Below are 17,884 nucleotides of genomic sequence, written 5' to 3'. Positions count from 1 at the left end.
AAACAAGGCAGGCCGATTGTTTGAGGTAGAGACACTTAGGGTAGAGGCGGCCAGTAAAACGCCCTGCGGCACCGCCCCGGGCTACCGCCATTATACGAGTGGAACGGGGGGCGACGGCGGCAACAACGGGTACAGTTGGTCGTCCATCGCTCGAGGGGTGGGGAGTCTGTGTTTGTATTTCGGCGGGACTGTGCTGGGCCCCAGCAGTACGCCGGGTCGTGCCCACGGTTTTCAGTTGCGTTGCCTCTCGGAATAAACGGTGCCGCTCGGCAACCGAAAGATGACTGGAACTACCCCAAGGGGCAGCCTCTACCCGACTGTAATTTAATTCCGGCGGACGGAGCCAGCGGGGGCCGAACGAGCATCGCGAGTGGCGGCCCTACGCCGGAGGTGGCTCCAGCCCGCGCGGTTCTACGAACCGCAGAAGCACCGCACAATTTTCTGAACTTCGGCCTGTCGCCCACCCCCCGAGGCGCTCCGCGCCTGGGCGACGAGGCCGGCGGTTCGGAGAACCGCGCTATTCACTCTTAGTTAAAGCGGGTCGAAGCCTGCGGGGCCTAAAACGAGCCTCGCGAGTTGCGGGCCTCCGCGGGCGGAGGCTTCGGCCCGCGCGACCCTAAAGGGTCGCAGAAGCGCAGCCAACGGTTCAACCCAACCCACCGCCCCATGCTCGGCCCAGCGCGGCGCGAAAACCGGCTGCGGTTTTCGCGCCCGAAGAACAAGCACAGCCCAAAGCGTACCCCAATTCTCCGCCCCGTGTCCGCCTCACTGCGGCTCCGCTGTCGCTCCGCCGCGTTTTCGCGCGCCTTGGGAAATCCTGCCAAAACACGCCAGCGATTTTTGACGATTTCCCTCTTTAGGCGAAGCGCGCGGATTTAGTTGGAGGGTACTGTACCTTTCTTGAAAGAAAGGTACCCAAAGAACTTTTAGAGCGCATCCCTGCGGGATGCTCTGGCCGGGTCTACCCTAACGGCCCCTGCCTCGGAACGGCACAAACTGCGTAACACTGGATAATAACACCCGCCCCACCTCCCTTCGAACCCTCGGAACAAACACGAACAAACACATGAAATATTTAGCGTTGATCCCCGCACGGTACGCCTCCACCCGATTCCCCGGAAAACCGTTGGCCGATATTCATGGAAAACCCATGATCCAACGCGTCTACGAACGATGCCGGGGGGTGTTCGGCGAACCCTGCTACGTCGCTACGGACGACTCGCGGATCGAGCGGGCCGTCACTGCGTTCGGCGGGAAAGCCATCATGACCTCCACCGCGCACCGGTCGGGCACTGACCGGTGCGCCGAAGCGCTCGACACCGCAGAACGCCTCACCGGCGAACGGTTCGACGTCGTGGTCAACATCCAGGGCGACGAACCGTTCATCGCCGTCGAACAGCTCGAACAGATCCGCCGCTGCTTCGACGATCCCGCCACACGGATCGCCACGCTGGTCAAACCGTTCGGGCACGACGAAGATATCTTCAACCCCAACTCGCCGAAAGTCGTCCTTTCGACTACAGGCGACGCGCTCTACTTCAGCCGCAGCCCCATCCCCTTCCTGCGCGGCGTGCCCCGCGAGGAGTGGCAGGCGCGACACACCTACCTGAAACACATCGGATTATACGCCTACCGCAGCGACGTGCTCCGGGAGATCACCCGCCTCGCCCCGTCGACGCTCGAACAAGCCGAATCGCTCGAACAACTGCGATGGATCGAAAACGGCTACCCGATCCGCACGGCGGTGACGCACGCCGAAACCCACGCCATCGATACACCGGAAGACCTGCAACGGGTGCTCGACCTCTTCCCGACGGACGACACGAAATAAACTGAGAACCAATGGTTAGCATCGAATTAATTACAGTGGGCGACGAGCTGCTCATCGGACAGGTAGTCGACACCAACTCGGCCTGGATCGGGCGCGAACTCGGCAACATCGGGGCGCAGGTCGACCGGATCGTCTCGGTGCACGACACGGCGGAAGAGATTGCGGGAGCTGTCCGAACGGCTCTGGAACGGGCCGACACGGTTATCCTGACGGGCGGACTCGGGCCCACGCGGGACGATATCACGAAACGGACGCTGGCCGGGCTGTTTTCGGAGGGAAAGATGGTGCGGAACGAGGCGGTTTTCGAACAGGTGCGCCGGATGACGACCGAACGGGGCATGGCGTTCAACGCGCTGAATCAGGCCCAGGCCGATGTGCCGGAAGGGTGCACGGTACTGCCCAACCGGCTGGGGACGGCTCCCGGGATGCTCTTCGAACGGGAGGGCGCAGGAGGGGGGCGGAAACTCGTCTTCTCGCTGCCGGGGGTGCCGTTCGAGATGAAGGCGTTGGTCGAAGAGCAGGTGATTCCGCAGATTCGCAGGCACTTCGCATTGAGGGCGGTGGTACACCGTACGATGATGACTTTCGGACTGGCGGAGTCGGCGCTGGCGACGACCATCGCGCCGTGGGAAGAGGCGTTGCCGGAGTGGCTCCATCTGGCTTACCTGCCCAATCCGAGGGGGATTCGGCTGCGGTTGTCGGCCTATGATGTCGAACCGCAAACGGCACGGGAGGAGATCGAGGCGCGATTCCGGACGCTCGAAGGGTATATCGCGCCGTATCTGTTAGGGTATGAACCGGCTTCAGTGGAGTCGGCGGCGGCGAAGCTGCTGGCGGAGCGGGGGGCGACGCTGGCGGTGGCGGAGTCGTGCACGGGAGGAGCCATATCGGCCCGGATCACGGCTCTGGCAGGGGCGTCGGAGTACTATCTCGGGGGGGTGACTTCGTACAGCAATACGGCGAAAACGGCGATGCTGGGGGTCTCGGCGGCCGACATCGAACGGCACGGGGCGGTGAGCGAGACGGTGGCGCGCCAAATGGCGGAGGGAGCTTTGCGGCGGTTCGGAGCGGATTTTGCCGTCTCGACGACGGGGGTGGCGGGGCCGGGAGGCGGAACGCCGGAAAAACCGGTGGGCACGGTCTGGATGGGGTTGGCATGGCGGGAGCCGGCTACGGATTCCGAACCGCAGGTGCAGAGTTTCGCCCGGTTGATGCGGTTCGGTGAGTTGCGCGAACAGAACATCGAACGGGCGGCGACGCATGCGCTGAACATGCTGCGTCTCCACTTGCTGGGCTTCCCGGAGGCGTTCCAACAGACGGGGATGCTGTAACAAAGCCGGGTGGCGTGCGGGCAGAGTGTTGGGCTGAGCTGCCGTGCGTTACTTGGGTGTAGAGGCTGCCATTTGCCCACCGCGGGCACGCGGGGCCTGCCCGGCGTAAGGGCAGTACCCTCCTATAGCCAAAGACGCGCGCCCCGCCTAAAGAAGCGATTCAACTATTTCGGCGGTGAGCCGAAATAGAATGAATCGCGCAGGCGCGCGAAAACGCGGCGAAGCGCAAGCGGAGCCGCAGTGAGGCGGACACGGGGCAGAGAGTTGGGGCGAGTTTCTGCGGCTCGTAGAGCCGCGCGGGCCGAAGCCTCCCCCAGCGGAGGCCCGCAACTAACGTTGCTATGGGCCCCGCAGGCTTCGGCCGCTTGAACTGAGAGCGAATAGTGCGATTCCTCACGGAATCGCCGTCCTCGGCAAGAATTGCCGCGGGCGACGGTTAGGACACGTTCATCTTTCGCGTGCCGAGCGGCACCGGCGGAGCGATAGCGGAGCCGCAGGGAGGCTGCACGGGGCAGAGAACTGGGGCGAGTTTTGGGCGTGTCTGTCTTTTGGGCGGGAAAACCGTAGCCGGTTTTCCCGCCGCGCTGGGCCGAACATGGAGTTGGGATTTGAGCGGTGCTTGTGCGCCCCGCAGGGTCGCCGGCCTCGGCGAGGGCGACGCTTTAGCGGCGCGAGGGGGGCGCGCCGAGGACGAACCCGACAGGCCGAAACTGACAGGCTGGGGGTAATGAAGGAGGCGTTGCTCCTGCGACCCGTTGGGTCGCAAGCCTCGTCGCCCAGCGGCGAAGCCGCTCGGAGGGAATGGGCGACAGGCCGAACTCGACAGAAAAAGGCCGAGCTTCTGTGACCCGCAGAGCCGCAGAATACCCCAAAACCTCCGCTTCAGAACCCTACAACCGCTCCGAAGCCCCGAAATACAACCGACCTCAAATCATATCATTCAAAAACCGATGCGAAAAATACTCCTATTTTCTCTATTCCTCGTAGTCGGGCTCACCGCCTCTCAGGTACTGCCCAACCTCCTCTCCGACAGCGGGTACGGCACATTCAAACAGACCGCCGATCTGATGCTCTACATCTGCCTCGCCTTCATCATGATCAACGTCGGGAGGGAGTTCGAAGTCGAGAAATCACGCTGGCGGAGCTACGTGAGCGACTACTTCATCGCGATGGCCACCGCAGCGTTACCGTGGCTCCTGGTTGCCGTCTACTACGTCTTCGTGCTGCTGCCCGAAAGCTATTACGGAGACTGGGGCGCGTGGAAAGAGAGCCTGCTGCTCAGCCGGTTCGCCGCACCGACATCGGCCGGAATCCTCTTTACGATGCTCGCCGCCATCGGACTCCAGAGCAGTTGGATCTACCGGAAAATCCAGGTGCTGGCCATCTTCGACGACCTGGACACCATCCTGCTGATGATTCCGCTGCAAATCATGATGGTCGGATTCCGACTGGAAGTAATCGTGATACTGGCGGTCGTCACCGTCCTGCTGGGTTTCGGATGGAAGTTTCTGGCCCGGTTCCGAATCGGACAACGCTGGTGGGCCATTCTGCTCTATGCCGTGGGGGTGATCTTCGTGACGTGGCTCGTGAACCGGCTCTTCCACATCCATATCGAAGTCTTGCTGCCGGCGTTCGTCTTAGGGATGGTGATGCGTCATCGGCACATCGACTCCCGCGTCGAACGCAATGTATCGACAGGTATCTCGCTCCTATTCATGCTGTTAGTCGGGCTGAGCATGCCGTATTTCGTGGGCGGCGGGGCGATGAGCGGTTTTTCGGCCTCGTCGGCGGCCGAGGGGGGCGAGCCTTCGATCCTCGGGATGCAGCCGATGATCTCGTGGGGGGCGATTGCGGTGCATGTGGTGGTGGTTTCGCTGCTGTCGAACGCGGGTAAGTTGGTGCCGTTGTTTTTCTACCGCGACCGGATGCTGGAGGAGCGGCTGGCGCTGTCGGTGGGGATGTTCACGCGGGGCGAGGTGGGAGCCGGGATTATCTTCATCGCGCTGGGATACCGGATCGGCGGCCCTGCTTTGGTGATTTCGGTGCTGACGCTGGTGCTGAACCTGGTACTGACAGGCGGTTTCGTGGTGTGGGTAAAGAGACTGGCGATGCGGGCCTACGGCGAGCAGCAGACGGCGTAATATATAGATATTAAAATAGAAAGGGGGTGCTCGATGAGCACCCCCTTGTCTTCTATCTTTTTATTCTTCGGTTATAAATCCTCGCCGTCGGCACGATTGTATTCGTTGTCGTAATACATTAAAATAGAATATTCCCCATACGACGACTCTTTAATCATAAACCAGACCGACTTTTTCGAATATCTCTCCATCATATATTCAAACGACATTTTGAACATATCCGATCGCATTTCGTCTGTCGCATTCGCAATTTGCTCCTCTGTATACTTCGACAATAAAATAGACTTCAACTCTTGTGTAATGGCCGCTGAATCAGTAGCCGGTTGTTGGTAGAAAACCGCTTCGTACCGTTTTTTATTGACCAATATTTCATAAGAAATCTTCTCATCCTCGGGTATTGTATAATCATCCTGCAAGGCCGTATACCGAGAATTATTTGCGAATTGTTGGCATAAATGGTTAAACCGAATCCGAATAGCGGTTTCATTAACGGGATAAGCATCGGCAACCAGAATCCGGTAAACCTTATTATTATTCGTTACGACATGGACTTTAACCCGATAACCGTTGAATTCCCCGTTCAAAATATCGCTATCATAGGAAGAACTTCGAAAACCCTTCTCTTTTAGTTTGCGAATCATCTCGGACTTGCTGCCATCGACCGGAATACCCAGAAAACGGGTCACATCTTTTTGCGCCCATGCGGCGATTGAAAGCAGGAGCAAAAACGTCAGGGTAAATAACTTTTTCATAGCATTTTCTCCGTTCTCCAGCTCCGTAAGAACCTTTTGTATTAAACGACGAAGCGTGGAACTGCCATGCCACGTCTTTGTTTGGAGGTCCTGAGAAAACCCGAGATACAGATGTAGAAATAGCAGCCCACGCTATACGCGTGAGAACCGCTACGCCATCCTTGTATCTCGTTTTGAAAATTTCTCAGGTTTCCAAACTACAAGATGAGCATAACGCTTCTTTTCATATGTTCAGGAAAGAGTCGCCTCTGTCCGAATACAAAATTACGTAAAAGTTATCAACTTTATTTCTCGTAAACCCGCAGCCCCACGGCTGGAAGCTCGTCCGCCAATTGCGCCTCCGGAGGCAGCAGCGGCGCAGCCACCCCCCCGCTCCACCGCACCGCCTCGACCGGGTAGAGCTCACGCACCGACAAACCCGACGTGAAGACCCGCGCCTCGTCCCACAACCCCGTGCCGATGAACGACTCCAACACCCGACGCCCCCCCTCCACGATCAGCGACTGCACCCGATACGGCACTCCGGCCAGCACACGCAACACATCGGCCAGCGTCTCGAACCCCTCGACCGTCACCTCCGACCGACCGGCGAACCGCGTCCGCGCCTCGGCACACCGCTCCGGCGAGGTGAACAGCACCGTCCGCGCAGCGCCGTCGCTGAACAGATGCAGCCCCTCGGGCAACGACAGCCGACGGTCGAGCACCACCCGCAGCGGGTTCCGCCCCTCCCACGCCCGCACCGTCAGCGACGGATCGTCCAGTCGCGCCGTCTCCGTCCCGACGAGGATGGCATCCTCCTCGGCCCGCCAGCGGTGCACCAGCACCCGCGCCGCAGGGCCCGTCATCCACGCCGCCGGAACCTCCCGACCCGGCCGGACGGCATCCAGATAACCGTCCGAAGTCTGCGCCCACTTCAGTATCACATAAGGCCGCCCGCAGTTCTGGGCCGTGAAAAACCGGCGGTTGAGGTGCAGACACTCGGTCTCCAGCACCCCTACCCTCACCTCGACGCCCGCCTCGCGCAGCCGAGCCACGCCCCGGCCGCTCACCTCGCAATACGAATCGATGCACCCCACCACGACCCGCGGAATGCGCCGCGCGACGATCAGTTCGGCGCACGGCGGCGTCCGGCCCCAGTGGCTGCAAGGCTCCAGCGAGACGTACAACGTGCTCTCCGGCAACCGATCGCCGTATCCCCGGGCCTCGGCATCGGCCACGGCGTTCACCTCGGCATGGGCCTCGCCGCACCGACGGTGCCACCCTTCGCCGATGATCCGCCCGTCGTGCACGATCACGCAGCCCACCATCGGATTGGGCGCCGCCGCGCCGGCTCCGAGGGCGGCCAGCTCCAGGCACCTTTTCATATACAATTCTTCGGTCATGGAGGCAAATTTACGTATCTTTGCTCAATATGACGCTTCGGGAAACAAGTCGCCTCGCCGTCGCCCGGCTGAGCCCGTTGTACGGGACAGACGAGGCGCGGGTCGTCGTCTCCAGGCTGTTGGAAGAGAAATACGGCATCGGACGGTTAGCGGTCGCCTTGCAGGGCGACGCGGCGTTCGAGCCCGGCGAGGCGTGGGAGGAGGATCTCCGGCGGCTGGAGCGGTGGGAACCGGTGCAGTATGTCACGGGGCGGGAGGAGTTCTACGGCCGCTCGTTCGAGGTGACGCCCGACACGCTGATCCCGCGGGGCGAGACGGAGCAGCTGGTACGGACGATTCTGGACGGATCGCCCCGGCGGCGGGTGCTGGACATCGGGACGGGGAGCGGGGCGATCGCCGTCACGCTGGCGGCAGAATGGGGGGCGGAGACCTGTGTCGAGGCGTGGGACATTTCGGAGGGGGCGCTGCGGGTGGCGGCTCGGAATGCGGAGGCTCTTGGTGTGGGAGGGCGTGTGCGGTTCGTGCGGCGGGATGTGTTGAGCGGCGGGCCACCGGTGCCGGAAGCGGAAAAGTTCGACCTGGTGGTGAGCAATCCGCCCTACGTGCTCGATTCGGAGCGGGCTGAGATGCGGGCCAACGTGGTGCGCTATGAACCGGAGGGGGCGTTGTACGTGCCGGACGACGACCCGCTGCGCTTCTACCGGGCGATCGCGCGGCTGCCGCTCCTGAAACCGGGGGGCGAGCTCTGGTTCGAGATCAACGAACGGTTCGGCCGCCAGACGCGGGAACTGTTGCAGGGACTGGGCTATGCCGATGTGCGGGTGATGCGCGATCTGCACGGGCGCGATCGGTTCGTGCGGAGCAGGCGGCAGGAATAACCCCAGGAAACGCCCGGAGCCGGCGACAACGCCGACGAGCAGGGCGAGCGGCGGCCCGTCGCGGGGGCGGCTCCGGGCCGACAGGAAAAGCTTCCGGCCCGTATGACACAAAAACTACATCTATTATCATGGTCTACTACGGCGACGAAGAGTTCGGCTACGACCGCCACCCGAGGCGGCGGAGGCTCGAAAACATCGACTTCTCGAAACCGGCCAAAACGCCGGAACGCGCCCTGGAGTCGCTGATGCTCAGCTGCGCGAAGAGCGAACGGTGTATCAGCGACATCCGGCGGTCGCTCTTCCGGTGGCGGATGAACAAGGAGGACTACGACCCGATCATCGAACGGCTCGTCCGCGAGAAGTTCGTGGACGAGGAGCGCTATGCCCGGGCCTATGTGCGCGACAAGATGAGCTGCGCCAACTGGGGCCGACGGCGGATCGAGCTGGGGCTGAGAGCCAAAGGGATTCCGAAGGAGATCATCGCCGAGGCGCTGCAGCAGATCGAGCCGGAGCGCCAGACGGAGAAGCTGGAGCTGATCCTCTACCGCCGGCTGCTGCGCGAGCGCGATCGGGCGAAGAGCGCTTACGACCTCCGGACGCGGCTCTTCCGGTGGGCCATGGGGCGGGGATACGACTACGCCGAGATTCAACGGATGCTGGAACGAATACTGGCCCCGGACTACGATCCGGGCGAAGACTTCACACGATGGTAATCGACTGGAAACGACTGTTTTTCATGGCCGCGACGACCGTTTGGGGCGTCGCGCAGGCCGCCGGAGCCGCACAGGGAAAGGCGGTTTACGGGGCGGAGTACTACCGTTCGCCGGTGGGATTCGCGATTCAGCTGGCGGGGAACGTGGGCGAGATCCGCTCGGGACACTTCCACACGGGGCTCGACATCCGGGCGCTGCAGGGGCCGGGCAGTCCGGTCTACGCCGCGGCGGACGGCTTCGTCTCGCGCGTGGGGGTCTCGCCGACGGGCTACGGACACGTGCTCTACATCACCCATCCGAACGGCGAGACGTCGGTCTACGGACACCTGGAGAGCTTCGAACCGCGCATCGCGCGGTGGGTGCGGAGCCAGCAGTATGCCAAGCGGTCGTTCCGCGTAGACCTCTATCCGGCGAGCGGACAGTTCCCGGTGAAACAGGGCGAACGGATCGCGGCGCTGGGCAACACGGGCTCGTCGGGCGGGCCGCACCTCCATTTCGAGATCCGCGACGCCTACGGACGGCCGCGGAACCTGATCGCCGAGGGGGTCTTCACCGTGCCCGACCGGATTCCGCCGACGGTGAGCCGGGTGCTGCTCTACGAGATCGACTCGGTGGCGGGAGCTCCTCGTCGGCGGCTGCGGCAGGCGGTGGCGGTGCGGACGCTGCCGGACGGGACGACGCAGCCGGAGGACTCGGTGCTGACGCTCCACGGGCCGGGGTACTTGGCTTACGAGGTGATCGACTACAAGGACGGACGGTCGAATACGATGGGGGTCTACAGCCTGCGGCAGGCGGTGGACGGGGGACGGCACTTCAGCTTCCGGCTCGACCGGATCGACTTCGCGACCACCGGCTATGTGGCCGCTTTCGTCGACTATCCGGAGAACCGCTGTGCGCGACGGACGTCGGTGCTGCGGGCGTACGTCTCGCCCAATAACCGGCTGGCGAACTACGGGCCGGAGCGGCGGCTGGGCGACGGGACGATCCGGGTGGCCGATTCGGCGGGACGGCGGGTCGAAACGGTGATCCGCGACGACGCGGGGAATACGACGACCCTGAGGTTCACCATTGTGCGGGGCGAGCCGATGCCGGCGGCCGAGGAGCCGCAGGGGCGGGGGGTGATGTGGTGGAGCGGCGCGCAATTCCGGCTGCCGGGAGCGACGGTCGACATCCCGGGGCGGGCGCTGTACGAGTCGATGGTGCTGGAGGCGGCGCAGGATACGGTGGCGGGGCGACCGGTGGTACGGATCGGGTCGGAGGATGTGCCGCTGCAACGGGCGGCGACGATCTCGCTGGCGGCGGACAGCGTGCCGGCTTCGCTGCGGAGCAAGCTGGTGGTGGTATCGGTCGACGACCGGGGCCGGCTCTCGAACGTGGGCGGAAGATGGGAGGCGGAGACGCGGCGGGTGGTGGCGCGGAGCAAGCGGCTGGGGTGTTTCGCCGTAGCGGCGGACACACTGGCACCGGTGGTGACGGGGGTTTACGCGTCGGAGGGCCGGATTCCGGCGGGCGAGACGGTGCGGTGGCGGGCGACGGACGACCTGTCGGGCATCGTGCGCTACTCGCTGACGGTGGACGGGCGGTGGGAGCTGCTGGCGTGGGATCCGAAGAGCCGCACGCTGGAGTACGTGCCGCAGCGGGCGGCGGCGGGAGCGGAGACGCGGCACCGGCTGGTGCTGACGGTGGGCGATGCGAAGGGAAATGTCAAAACATGGAAAGGGACATACATATGGTAAATCCGAAGATCGAAGTATGCGCCAATTCGGCGGCGAGCTGCGTGGCGGCGGAGCAGGGAGGAGCCGTGCGGGTGGAGCTCTGCGCGGGGATTCCGGAGGGGGGGACGACGCCGAGCTACGGCGAGATGGTGACGGCCCGGCGGACGATCGGAATTCAGCTGAACGTGATTATCCGGCCGCGGGGGGGCGATTTTCTCTACACGCCGGCGGAGATGCAGACGATGCTCCTCGACATCGAGGCGGCCAAGGCGGCGGGGGCGGACGGAGTGGTCTTCGGCTGCCTGCGGGCGGACGGGACGATCGACGTGGAACGGAACGCGGAGCTGATGGCGGCGGCGGGCGGCCTCTCAACCACGTTCCACCGGGCTTTCGACGTCTGCCGCGACCCGTTCGAGGCGCTGGAGGAGATCATCGCGCTGGGGTTCGACCGGATTCTGACCTCGGGACAGGAGGCCAGCGCGCCGGCGGGCTCGGCATTGATTGCCGAGCTGGTGCGCCGGGCGCAGGGGCGGATTATTATTATGCCGGGTTGCGGGGTGAACGAATCGAATGTGGCGGATTTGGCGCGGGCGACGGGTGCCGCAGAGTTCCACATGTCGGCGCGGCGACGGGTCGAGGGGGGAATGGCGTACCGCAACGAGCGGGTCTCGATGGGCGGGACGGTGACGGTCGAGGAGTTTGCGCGGGATATCACGGATCCGGAGCGGGTGGCCCGGTCGATCGAGGCGTTGCGGCATGTATGACCTGATCGTCATAGGCGGCGGGCCGGCGGGCCTGATGGCGGCGGGACAGGCGGCGGCATATCTTGGCGGACAGGGGCGTGTGCTGCTGCTCGAAAAGATGGAAAAACCGGCCCGCAAGCTGCGGATTACGGGCAAGGGGCGGTGCAACGTGACGAACGACCGGCCGCGGGAGGAGTTCCTCGCGAAGGTGCGGCAGGGAACGGACTTTTTCCGCCCGGCGTTCGAGGCGTTCGACAACCGGGCGGCTATCCGCTGGTTCAAATCGGAATTGGGGATGCCGCTCGCACACGAGCGGGGCGGGCGGATTTTTCCGGCTTCGGGACGGGCGTGGGACGTGGCGGAGGCGTTGGCGGCGTGGGCCGTTTCATCGGGGGCGGAAATTCGGTGCCACGCAGCGGTCGGGGAGCTGACGATAGCGGACAACCAAATTCAGGGGGTGATGCTGGAGTCGGGAGAGCGGCTCGAAGCGCGGGCGGTAGTGCTGGCGACGGGCGGGGTGAGCTATCCGACGACGGGCTCGACGGGCGACGGACACGAGATGGCGGACGCAGCGGGACACCGCATCGAGCCGCTGAGACCGGCTTTAGTGCCGTTGGAGGTGGCGGTTCCGGGAGGACTGAAGGGGCTGATGCTGAAGAACGTAGAACTATCTTTGCTGGTGGACGGCACGGTGGCGGAGCGGCGGTTCGGCGAGATGGAGTTCACGGCGGAGGGGATCGCGGGCGGGGCGATCGTCCTGCAAGTGAGTCGGACGGCGGTGGACGCGCTGATCGACGGGCGGCGGGTGGAGCTCTCGGTAGACTTGAAGCCGGCCCTTTCGGTGGAAAAGCTGCGGAACCGCATCGGACGGGAGATCGAGGCGCTGGACGGGGATACGCCGATTAAGGTCTTATTACAGAAGCTATTACCGACACAGTTGCGATCGGTTATCGCACGGGCGGCGGGGCTTTCGCTGTCGGCACCGGCGGGCGAGCTGACGGAGCGGGAGAGGGAGCGGCTGGCGACGATATTGAAAGGGTGGCGGTTTGCGGTGCGGGACTATCGGCCGTTCACCGAGGCGATCGTGACGGCGGGCGGGGTCGATCTGGCGGAGGTCGACCCGCTGACTCTGGCTTCGCGACGGGTCAGGGGGCTCTACTTCGCGGGCGAACTGCTTGACATCGATGCGGATACGGGCGGATACAACATCCAGATCGCTCTCTCGACGGGCTATCGGGCGGGGCGGTCGGCGGTGGCACGAATAAATCGCAAATGACACGGTATCAACTCTATACACGACTTCAACACGCGCTTACGGCACGGCATTGGCGGGGACATGGCATCCACTCGCCGATGATGTACCGTTTCGTGCGCGAGGTGGTTCTTCCGCAGCGGCGAAGGCGGTTGCCGGAGGTCATTGCGGCTCGATATGGGGCTGAAAATGTGAAAATTGTGCGTTCCGTAGCGGAACTGACCGACGGGGAGGGGACAAAGCGGGTGGTCTGTCTGCTCGAACCGTTCCGCACGGCGCAGGAACGGCGCGATTTCGATCGCTGGTTCGCCGAAACCCATGTCGTGGCGGCTCATTTACAGGGACTTCTGGTTCTCTTTTTCGACCCGAAGCTCCAAAAACAGTTCTTCCGCATTCGAAACTAACCTTAACTCTCTTACAACCAACCATTATGGAGAATCGAGAGCCGATCATCCTGATCGACGACATACACAAGACTTACGAGGTGGGCGACCAGCTGGTGAACGCGCTGGACGGGGTCGATCTGACGATCTACCGCAATGATTACGTGGCGATTATGGGCCCGTCGGGGTCGGGAAAATCGACACTGATGAACATGCTGGGGTGTCTGGACACGCCGACTTCGGGCCGCTATGTGCTGAACGGAACGGATGTGAGCGACATGGACGAGGATGAGCTGGCCGAGGTGCGCAACAAGGAGATCGGCTTCGTGTTCCAGACGTTCAACCTCCTGCCGCGATACACGGCGGTGGAGAATGTGGCGGTGCCGCTGATCTACGCGGGGATATCGAAGTCGCGACGGCTGCGGCGGGCGGAGGAGGCGCTGTGCAGCGTGGGGCTCGAAAACCGCATGGAGCACCGGCCGAACGAGATGAGCGGGGGACAGCGGCAGCGGGTAGCGGTGGCGCGGGCGCTGGTCAACGATCCGTCGATCATCCTGGCGGACGAACCGACGGGAAACCTCGACACGAAGACGTCGATCGACATCATGCACCTCTTCGAACGGATCTACCGGGAGGGGAACACAGTGATCGTGGTGACGCACGAGGAGGATATCGCACGTCATGCGCGGCGCATTGTCCGGCTGCGGGACGGCCGGATCGAGTCGGACGAATACAATCCGAATCCGACGCTCCAGGCAGGCGCGCGCTCCGAATCTGTTTAGGGTAGTCGGCGGTCTGTTTTTCTCGGGGCGAGCTTACCCCGCCCCGGGCTACCGTGACGCGGGCTATTATGGGCGATTGGGCGATCTGACGGACATCGGTAACTACGGGTACAGCTGGTCTTCTACGATCAGCGGTGCTAATAGCCAAAAGTTGCGTTTCTACGTGACAGGTCTCACCCCAAGTCACGCGGGCAATCGCGCCTACGGCTTTCAGTTGCGTTGCCTCTCGGAATAAACGGACGCACAGCGTCTCTTAATGGCAGCCTCGGCCCCAAGTAACCGCCAAGCCTCTACCCTACTTTTGTTTGACTTTGGCGGCCGGAGCCAGCGGGGGCGCAGCGAGCATCGCGAGGTGGCGGCCCTACGCCGGGAGTGGATCCGGCCCGCGCGACCCTACGGGTCGCAAGAGCACAGCCCATTGACTGCCCCCCATTCTTGGACGTTCGTCCTCGGCGCGCCTCCCCCGCGCCGCTGATGCGTCGCTCTTGCCGAGGACGGCGACCTAAAGGTCGCAACAATTCCGGCACCAGCACCGACCAATTTTGTCTGGTTCGGGCTGTGCGCTCCGGGGTGGGCCGAAGGCCCAACGCGCAGGCCCGGCGACCATAAAGGGTCGCGACAGTTTCGCCCAAACCACCGCCCACTCCACAAACCAAATCTCTCGGAGCTCGTCCTTGCGTGCTATTTCGTTCTTAACCTAAGTTCGCCGCCAGCGGTGAGTGCAACGAGCCTCGACGAGTTGCAGCCCGCCGCTCGGGGTGGCGGCGAACTGCGCGACCCTAAAGGGTCGCAGGAGCAACGCCTTTTCTGTCAAGTTCAGCCTTATCGCCTGAGCGGGTCGAAGCCTGCGTCGCTTCAGGTAGAGGCTGGCAGCAAAAGACGCTGTGCGTCCCTCCGCGGCGGGAGGCTTCGGCCCGCGCGGCTCTACGAGCCGCAGGAGCTCGGCCCAAAGCACTGCCCCGTGTGTGCCTCACTGCGGCTCCGCTTTCGCTCCGCCGCGTTTTCGCGCGCCTGCGCGATTCATCTATATTCGGCTCATCGCCGAAATAATTGAATCGCGTCTTTAGGCGGGGCGCGTGGCTGTCCTACAGGAGGGTACTGCGCTCGGGCCGCGCGGGCCCCACGTCCCGTGGACGGGAAATGCTTACGCATTTCAACCACCAGCCTCTACCCCCGTTCTTTGCCCGCGCGCCTGGGGAAATCTTGTCAAAACACGCAAGCGAGCTTTGACGATTTCCCTCTTTAGGCGTGGCGCGCGTCTTATCCTACAGGAGGGGACTGCCCTTACGCCGGGCGGGCGCACCCTTCGGGTGATTTAATGGCAGCCTCTACCCCAACAACTAACGACCGCCTCGACCCAAAAACCGACATCGCACTCGCCGTGGCATGAACGCGTGGCTCGGACACCCCAAGCTCTTCCTGAAACGACAAAACCGGATATTGCCGCATGAAACTACATGCTGCAATACCCGGTTTCTATTCAACTGTTTGGGGAATAAAGGGATACAAAGGCCCCTGTTACCCTCCAAAAACTACTTCTGTACCATGTCCGACGGATCGCGCATTACCATGCTCTTGGCAATCCGCAACTTCACGCCGTTGTCTACTTCCACCAGCACGCTGTCTTCGTTCACCTCTTTCACCGTGCCGTAGATCCCGCCTGCGGTAACCACTTTCGTACCGTTTTCCAACGAGTTGCGGAATTTGTTCAGCTCTTTCTGCCGTTTCTGCTGCGGACGGATCATGAAGAAGTACATCACGGCGAAAAGCAGAATCATCATGATCAGAAACGAGTAGTTTCCGCCGCCTTCTCCCCCTTGGGGTGCCTGAAGCAGGATTGTGTTGAGTGTCATGTTGTCTATTGAATTGAATTAAGTTTCAAAGTCGGTAAGGTGCTTTTCGATAAACGCAAAAAACGGGCCGTTTCGTATATCGAGAACCCTTTTATTATTTAATTAATCCCCCAGAACGACTTCGCCGTCCAGATAAACGGTCGCGCACTGTCGCTCTGCGGTAATGATTTCGATCGACTTGAACTGCTGGCCGAGCCGCCCTCGGCTGTCGAACCGCCAGGTCATCAGGATGGTATCTCCCGGCGCGATCGGCGCGGGATCGTAATCCGCCGTGGTGCAGCCGCAACCGGTAATCACCTGAACGATCACCAAAGGCCGCTCCGAAAGGTTCGCCACGCGGAACCGCCCTTCGAGCACCTCTCCTTCGGCCATCCGTCCCATCCGGATGGTATCATAGCTGCGCGCCGCATCCCGCCCCTCGTCGGTCACCGGAAGAGGCAACCGGACGGTCAACAGGCCTGCCGTATCGGTCACGGTCGAGTCCGAGCGATCGCCGCCAGCCGAGGATGCCCCGCCGCAACCGATCAAGAGGAGTCCGAAGAGGCTCAAAAACAAAGATGCAAAAAAACGACGCATAAATACCGGTTACTACGATTATCCCTTATTAACCCCCGCCCGAGCGACGGTCTTGTCGATCAATCCCCGCCCCTGTTTAGCGATTTTCCCCTCCTGAGTCAATTGAACGACGGCTTTGTCGAGTATCCCATTAACGAAAACGCTGCTCCCGGGGGTCGAGTAATATTTCGAGATTTCGATGAATTCGTCCAAAGTAACCTTGACCGGAATGGTCGGAAACTGAACGAGTTCGGTCATGGCGGCGAGCATGATGATCTTGTCCATGAAGGCGATCCGGTCGAAGTCCCAGTTGCGGGTAAAGCGGTCGATGTAGCCGAAGTACTCTTCGTGGTTCAGGAGCGCTTTGCGGAACAAGGTCTCGACGTATTCTTCGTCTTCTTTGTTCTTGTACATGGGCATGATTTCGGGATCGGTCGAGGTCTCGTTCAGGAAGCCGATGGTGCGGATGGCGAGACCGAGGCAGTAGGAGAGGTCGTCGACCCAAAAGAGGGAGCTCTCTTCCAAGGCCTCTTCGAGGTATTCGTTGTCTTCGATATGGGTGGAGAGGAAGTCGATGACGAATTTCCGATCGGCAGCGAAGGCCTCTTTTTCGTCCTCGGGCACGGGTGCCTCCATGTACCGTTTATAGTACGGTGCGGCGATCATGTCCTGATAGAGGCGTTTGACGATGGCTTCCTGTCCCCGCCAGGAGGCTTTGCAACGGGTCATGGCGTCCCCAAGAACCGAGCTGTCTTCGATGATCCGCACGACGCGGTTGTCGACGAACCGCACGTTAGGGTGCAGGTCTTCGTCGGTGGGCATGAGTTTGGCTCGGTTGATCTCGATCCGTTCGCGCGCGAGGCGGGCCACTTCGCCGATCAGGGCGATGAGCAGGAGGTAGAGTTCGTAACTTTTCCGAATGGCGGTGTCGAGTTCTTTCTCGGAACGGGGAATGGATTCGGCACCGGATTGGAAGTAGCTGTACAACGCTTTGACGGTTTTGATTCGAAGCAGTCGGCGACTCAGCATAGGGAACGGTCTGGAGGGGGGAGTGAAAAGTGGGTGGCTCGCGGGAGGGTCGTGCGGCCGATTAATATTCGTCTTCGTTGAAGAAGAAGTCGTCTTTGCTGGGGTAGTCGGGCCAGATGTCTTCGATGCTTTCGTAGATCTCGCCTTCGTCTTCGATCTCCTGGAGGTTTTCGATCACTTCCAACGGGGCGCCGGAGCGGATGGCGTAGTCGATCAGCTCATCTTTCGTGGCGGGCCAGGGTGCATCTTCGAGTTTGGATGCGAGTTCGAGTGTCCAGTACATAGTCTGTTCGGGTGTTTGATTGTCTCAGGGACTGAATCGGAATTTCGACGCGGTGGGTTCGGCAACTGCCTCGCGTCGAGGTCTGCAAAGGTAATCATTTTCGGTGATTTTCTGCAAATTTCCGTCGTTTTCGGGCGGTTTTCGGTGGGCTCGCGGCGGGGCCCCGGGCTACCGCGATGTGGGAACCGATGGGCGGTTGGGGGATTTGATGGTCGTTGGTAATTACGGGTATAGCTGGTCGGTCGCCACAAAAGACATTAC

General features: G+C 62.0%; 18 protein-coding genes. 12 read left to right on the top strand and 6 right to left on the bottom strand.

Going from position 1 to position 17,884, the window contains the following annotated elements:
• Window positions 1-16 precede the first annotated feature (16 nt).
• The 4 genes from ACTO3O_RS06340 (at window position 17) to ACTO3O_RS06325 (ending at window position 5,303) form a co-directional block, all read left to right on the top strand.
• Window positions 17-256 (top strand): hypothetical protein, encoded by a 240-nt coding sequence (locus ACTO3O_RS06340; RefSeq protein WP_297832525.1) that lies wholly within the window; start codon window positions 17-19, stop codon window positions 254-256.
• An 810-nt stretch (window positions 257-1,066) separates the two neighbouring features.
• Entirely contained in the window at window positions 1,067-1,831 is a 765-nt protein-coding gene (kdsB, locus tag ACTO3O_RS06335; protein WP_297832522.1) for a 3-deoxy-manno-octulosonate cytidylyltransferase, read from the top strand.
• Between the two features lie 11 nt (window positions 1,832-1,842).
• On the top strand, window positions 1,843-3,162 hold the full coding sequence (locus ACTO3O_RS06330; protein WP_297832519.1) for a CinA family nicotinamide mononucleotide deamidase-related protein: 1,320 nt from the start codon (window positions 1,843-1,845) through the stop codon (window positions 3,160-3,162).
• A gap of 950 nt (window positions 3,163-4,112) precedes the next feature.
• Window positions 4,113-5,303: a cation:proton antiporter gene (locus ACTO3O_RS06325; protein WP_297831470.1), complete on the top strand. Its 1,191-nt coding sequence runs from the start codon at window positions 4,113-4,115 to the stop codon at window positions 5,301-5,303.
• A gap of 71 nt (window positions 5,304-5,374) precedes the next feature.
• On the opposite strand, the gene ACTO3O_RS06320 is transcribed toward ACTO3O_RS06325, so the two are convergent.
• Window positions 5,375-6,055 carry a hypothetical protein gene (locus tag ACTO3O_RS06320; RefSeq protein ID WP_297831473.1) on the bottom strand — a complete coding sequence of 227 codons (681 nt, stop codon included), beginning with the start codon at window positions 6,053-6,055 and terminating at the stop codon, window positions 5,375-5,377.
• A gap of 284 nt (window positions 6,056-6,339) precedes the next feature.
• On the bottom strand, window positions 6,340-7,419 hold the full coding sequence (gene ribD, locus ACTO3O_RS06315; RefSeq protein WP_297831475.1) for a bifunctional diaminohydroxyphosphoribosylaminopyrimidine deaminase/5-amino-6-(5-phosphoribosylamino)uracil reductase RibD: 1,080 nt from the start codon (window positions 7,417-7,419) through the stop codon (window positions 6,340-6,342).
• Window positions 7,420-7,466: 47 nt separating this feature from the next.
• Here ribD and prmC point away from each other — a divergent pair, with 47 nt between their 5' ends.
• The 8 genes from prmC to ACTO3O_RS06275 all read left to right on the top strand — a co-directional run bounded on the left by prmC (window position 7,467) and on the right by ACTO3O_RS06275 (window position 14,138).
• Window positions 7,467-8,315, top strand: a complete 849-nt coding sequence (gene prmC, locus ACTO3O_RS06310; protein ID WP_297831478.1) for a peptide chain release factor N(5)-glutamine methyltransferase — start codon at window positions 7,467-7,469, stop codon at window positions 8,313-8,315.
• 128 nt (window positions 8,316-8,443) lie between these two features.
• A complete protein-coding gene (locus ACTO3O_RS06305; protein WP_294593738.1) occupies window positions 8,444-9,028 on the top strand; it encodes a regulatory protein RecX in 585 nt (194 codons plus the stop codon).
• The gene (locus tag ACTO3O_RS06300) at window positions 9,022-10,764 is read left to right on the top strand and encodes a M23 family metallopeptidase (RefSeq protein ID WP_297831482.1); all 1,743 of its coding nucleotides are present in this window, start codon (window positions 9,022-9,024) and stop codon (window positions 10,762-10,764) included. The genes ACTO3O_RS06305 and ACTO3O_RS06300 overlap by 7 nt, the downstream gene beginning before the upstream one ends.
• On the top strand, window positions 10,758-11,507 hold the full coding sequence (locus ACTO3O_RS06295; RefSeq protein WP_297831485.1) for a copper homeostasis protein CutC: 750 nt from the start codon (window positions 10,758-10,760) through the stop codon (window positions 11,505-11,507). Before ACTO3O_RS06300 ends, ACTO3O_RS06295 begins: the two co-directional genes overlap by 7 nt.
• Window positions 11,500-12,762, top strand: coding sequence for a BaiN/RdsA family NAD(P)/FAD-dependent oxidoreductase (locus tag ACTO3O_RS06290; RefSeq protein WP_297831488.1), 1,263 nt, complete (start codon window positions 11,500-11,502; stop codon window positions 12,760-12,762). Before ACTO3O_RS06295 ends, ACTO3O_RS06290 begins: the two co-directional genes overlap by 8 nt.
• Entirely contained in the window at window positions 12,759-13,142 is a 384-nt protein-coding gene (locus ACTO3O_RS06285) for a hypothetical protein (protein WP_297831491.1), read from the top strand. The genes ACTO3O_RS06290 and ACTO3O_RS06285 overlap by 4 nt, the downstream gene beginning before the upstream one ends.
• A gap of 26 nt (window positions 13,143-13,168) precedes the next feature.
• A complete protein-coding gene (locus ACTO3O_RS06280; protein ID WP_297831493.1) occupies window positions 13,169-13,903 on the top strand; it encodes an ABC transporter ATP-binding protein in 735 nt (244 codons plus the stop codon).
• Window positions 13,904-13,979: 76 nt separating this feature from the next.
• Window positions 13,980-14,138, top strand: a complete 159-nt coding sequence (locus ACTO3O_RS06275) for a hypothetical protein (RefSeq protein ID WP_297831496.1) — start codon at window positions 13,980-13,982, stop codon at window positions 14,136-14,138.
• Window positions 14,139-15,435: 1,297 nt separating this feature from the next.
• Here the strand turns inward: ACTO3O_RS06275 and yajC are convergent.
• The 4 genes from yajC to ACTO3O_RS06255 all read right to left on the bottom strand — a co-directional run bounded on the left by yajC (window position 15,436) and on the right by ACTO3O_RS06255 (window position 17,623).
• A complete protein-coding gene (gene yajC, locus ACTO3O_RS06270) occupies window positions 15,436-15,756 on the bottom strand; it encodes a preprotein translocase subunit YajC (protein ID WP_294593805.1) in 321 nt (106 codons plus the stop codon).
• Between the two features lie 102 nt (window positions 15,757-15,858).
• Window positions 15,859-16,332: a DUF1573 domain-containing protein gene (locus tag ACTO3O_RS06265; RefSeq protein ID WP_297832895.1), complete on the bottom strand. Its 474-nt coding sequence runs from the start codon at window positions 16,330-16,332 to the stop codon at window positions 15,859-15,861.
• Window positions 16,333-16,350: 18 nt separating this feature from the next.
• Window positions 16,351-17,340 carry a transcription antitermination protein NusB gene (locus ACTO3O_RS06260; protein ID WP_297626351.1) on the bottom strand — a complete coding sequence of 330 codons (990 nt, stop codon included), beginning with the start codon at window positions 17,338-17,340 and terminating at the stop codon, window positions 16,351-16,353.
• Window positions 17,341-17,401: 61 nt separating this feature from the next.
• Complete coding sequence (locus ACTO3O_RS06255) at window positions 17,402-17,623, bottom strand: DUF2795 domain-containing protein (RefSeq protein ID WP_294593799.1); 222 nt, start codon at window positions 17,621-17,623, stop codon at window positions 17,402-17,404.
• Window positions 17,624-17,884 lie beyond the last annotated feature (261 nt).

It is taken from the genome of Rikenella sp., from assembly GCF_056799795.1.
The sequence above is the reverse complement of the archived record's forward strand: the minus strand, read 5'-3'. Positions and strand labels throughout refer to the sequence as shown.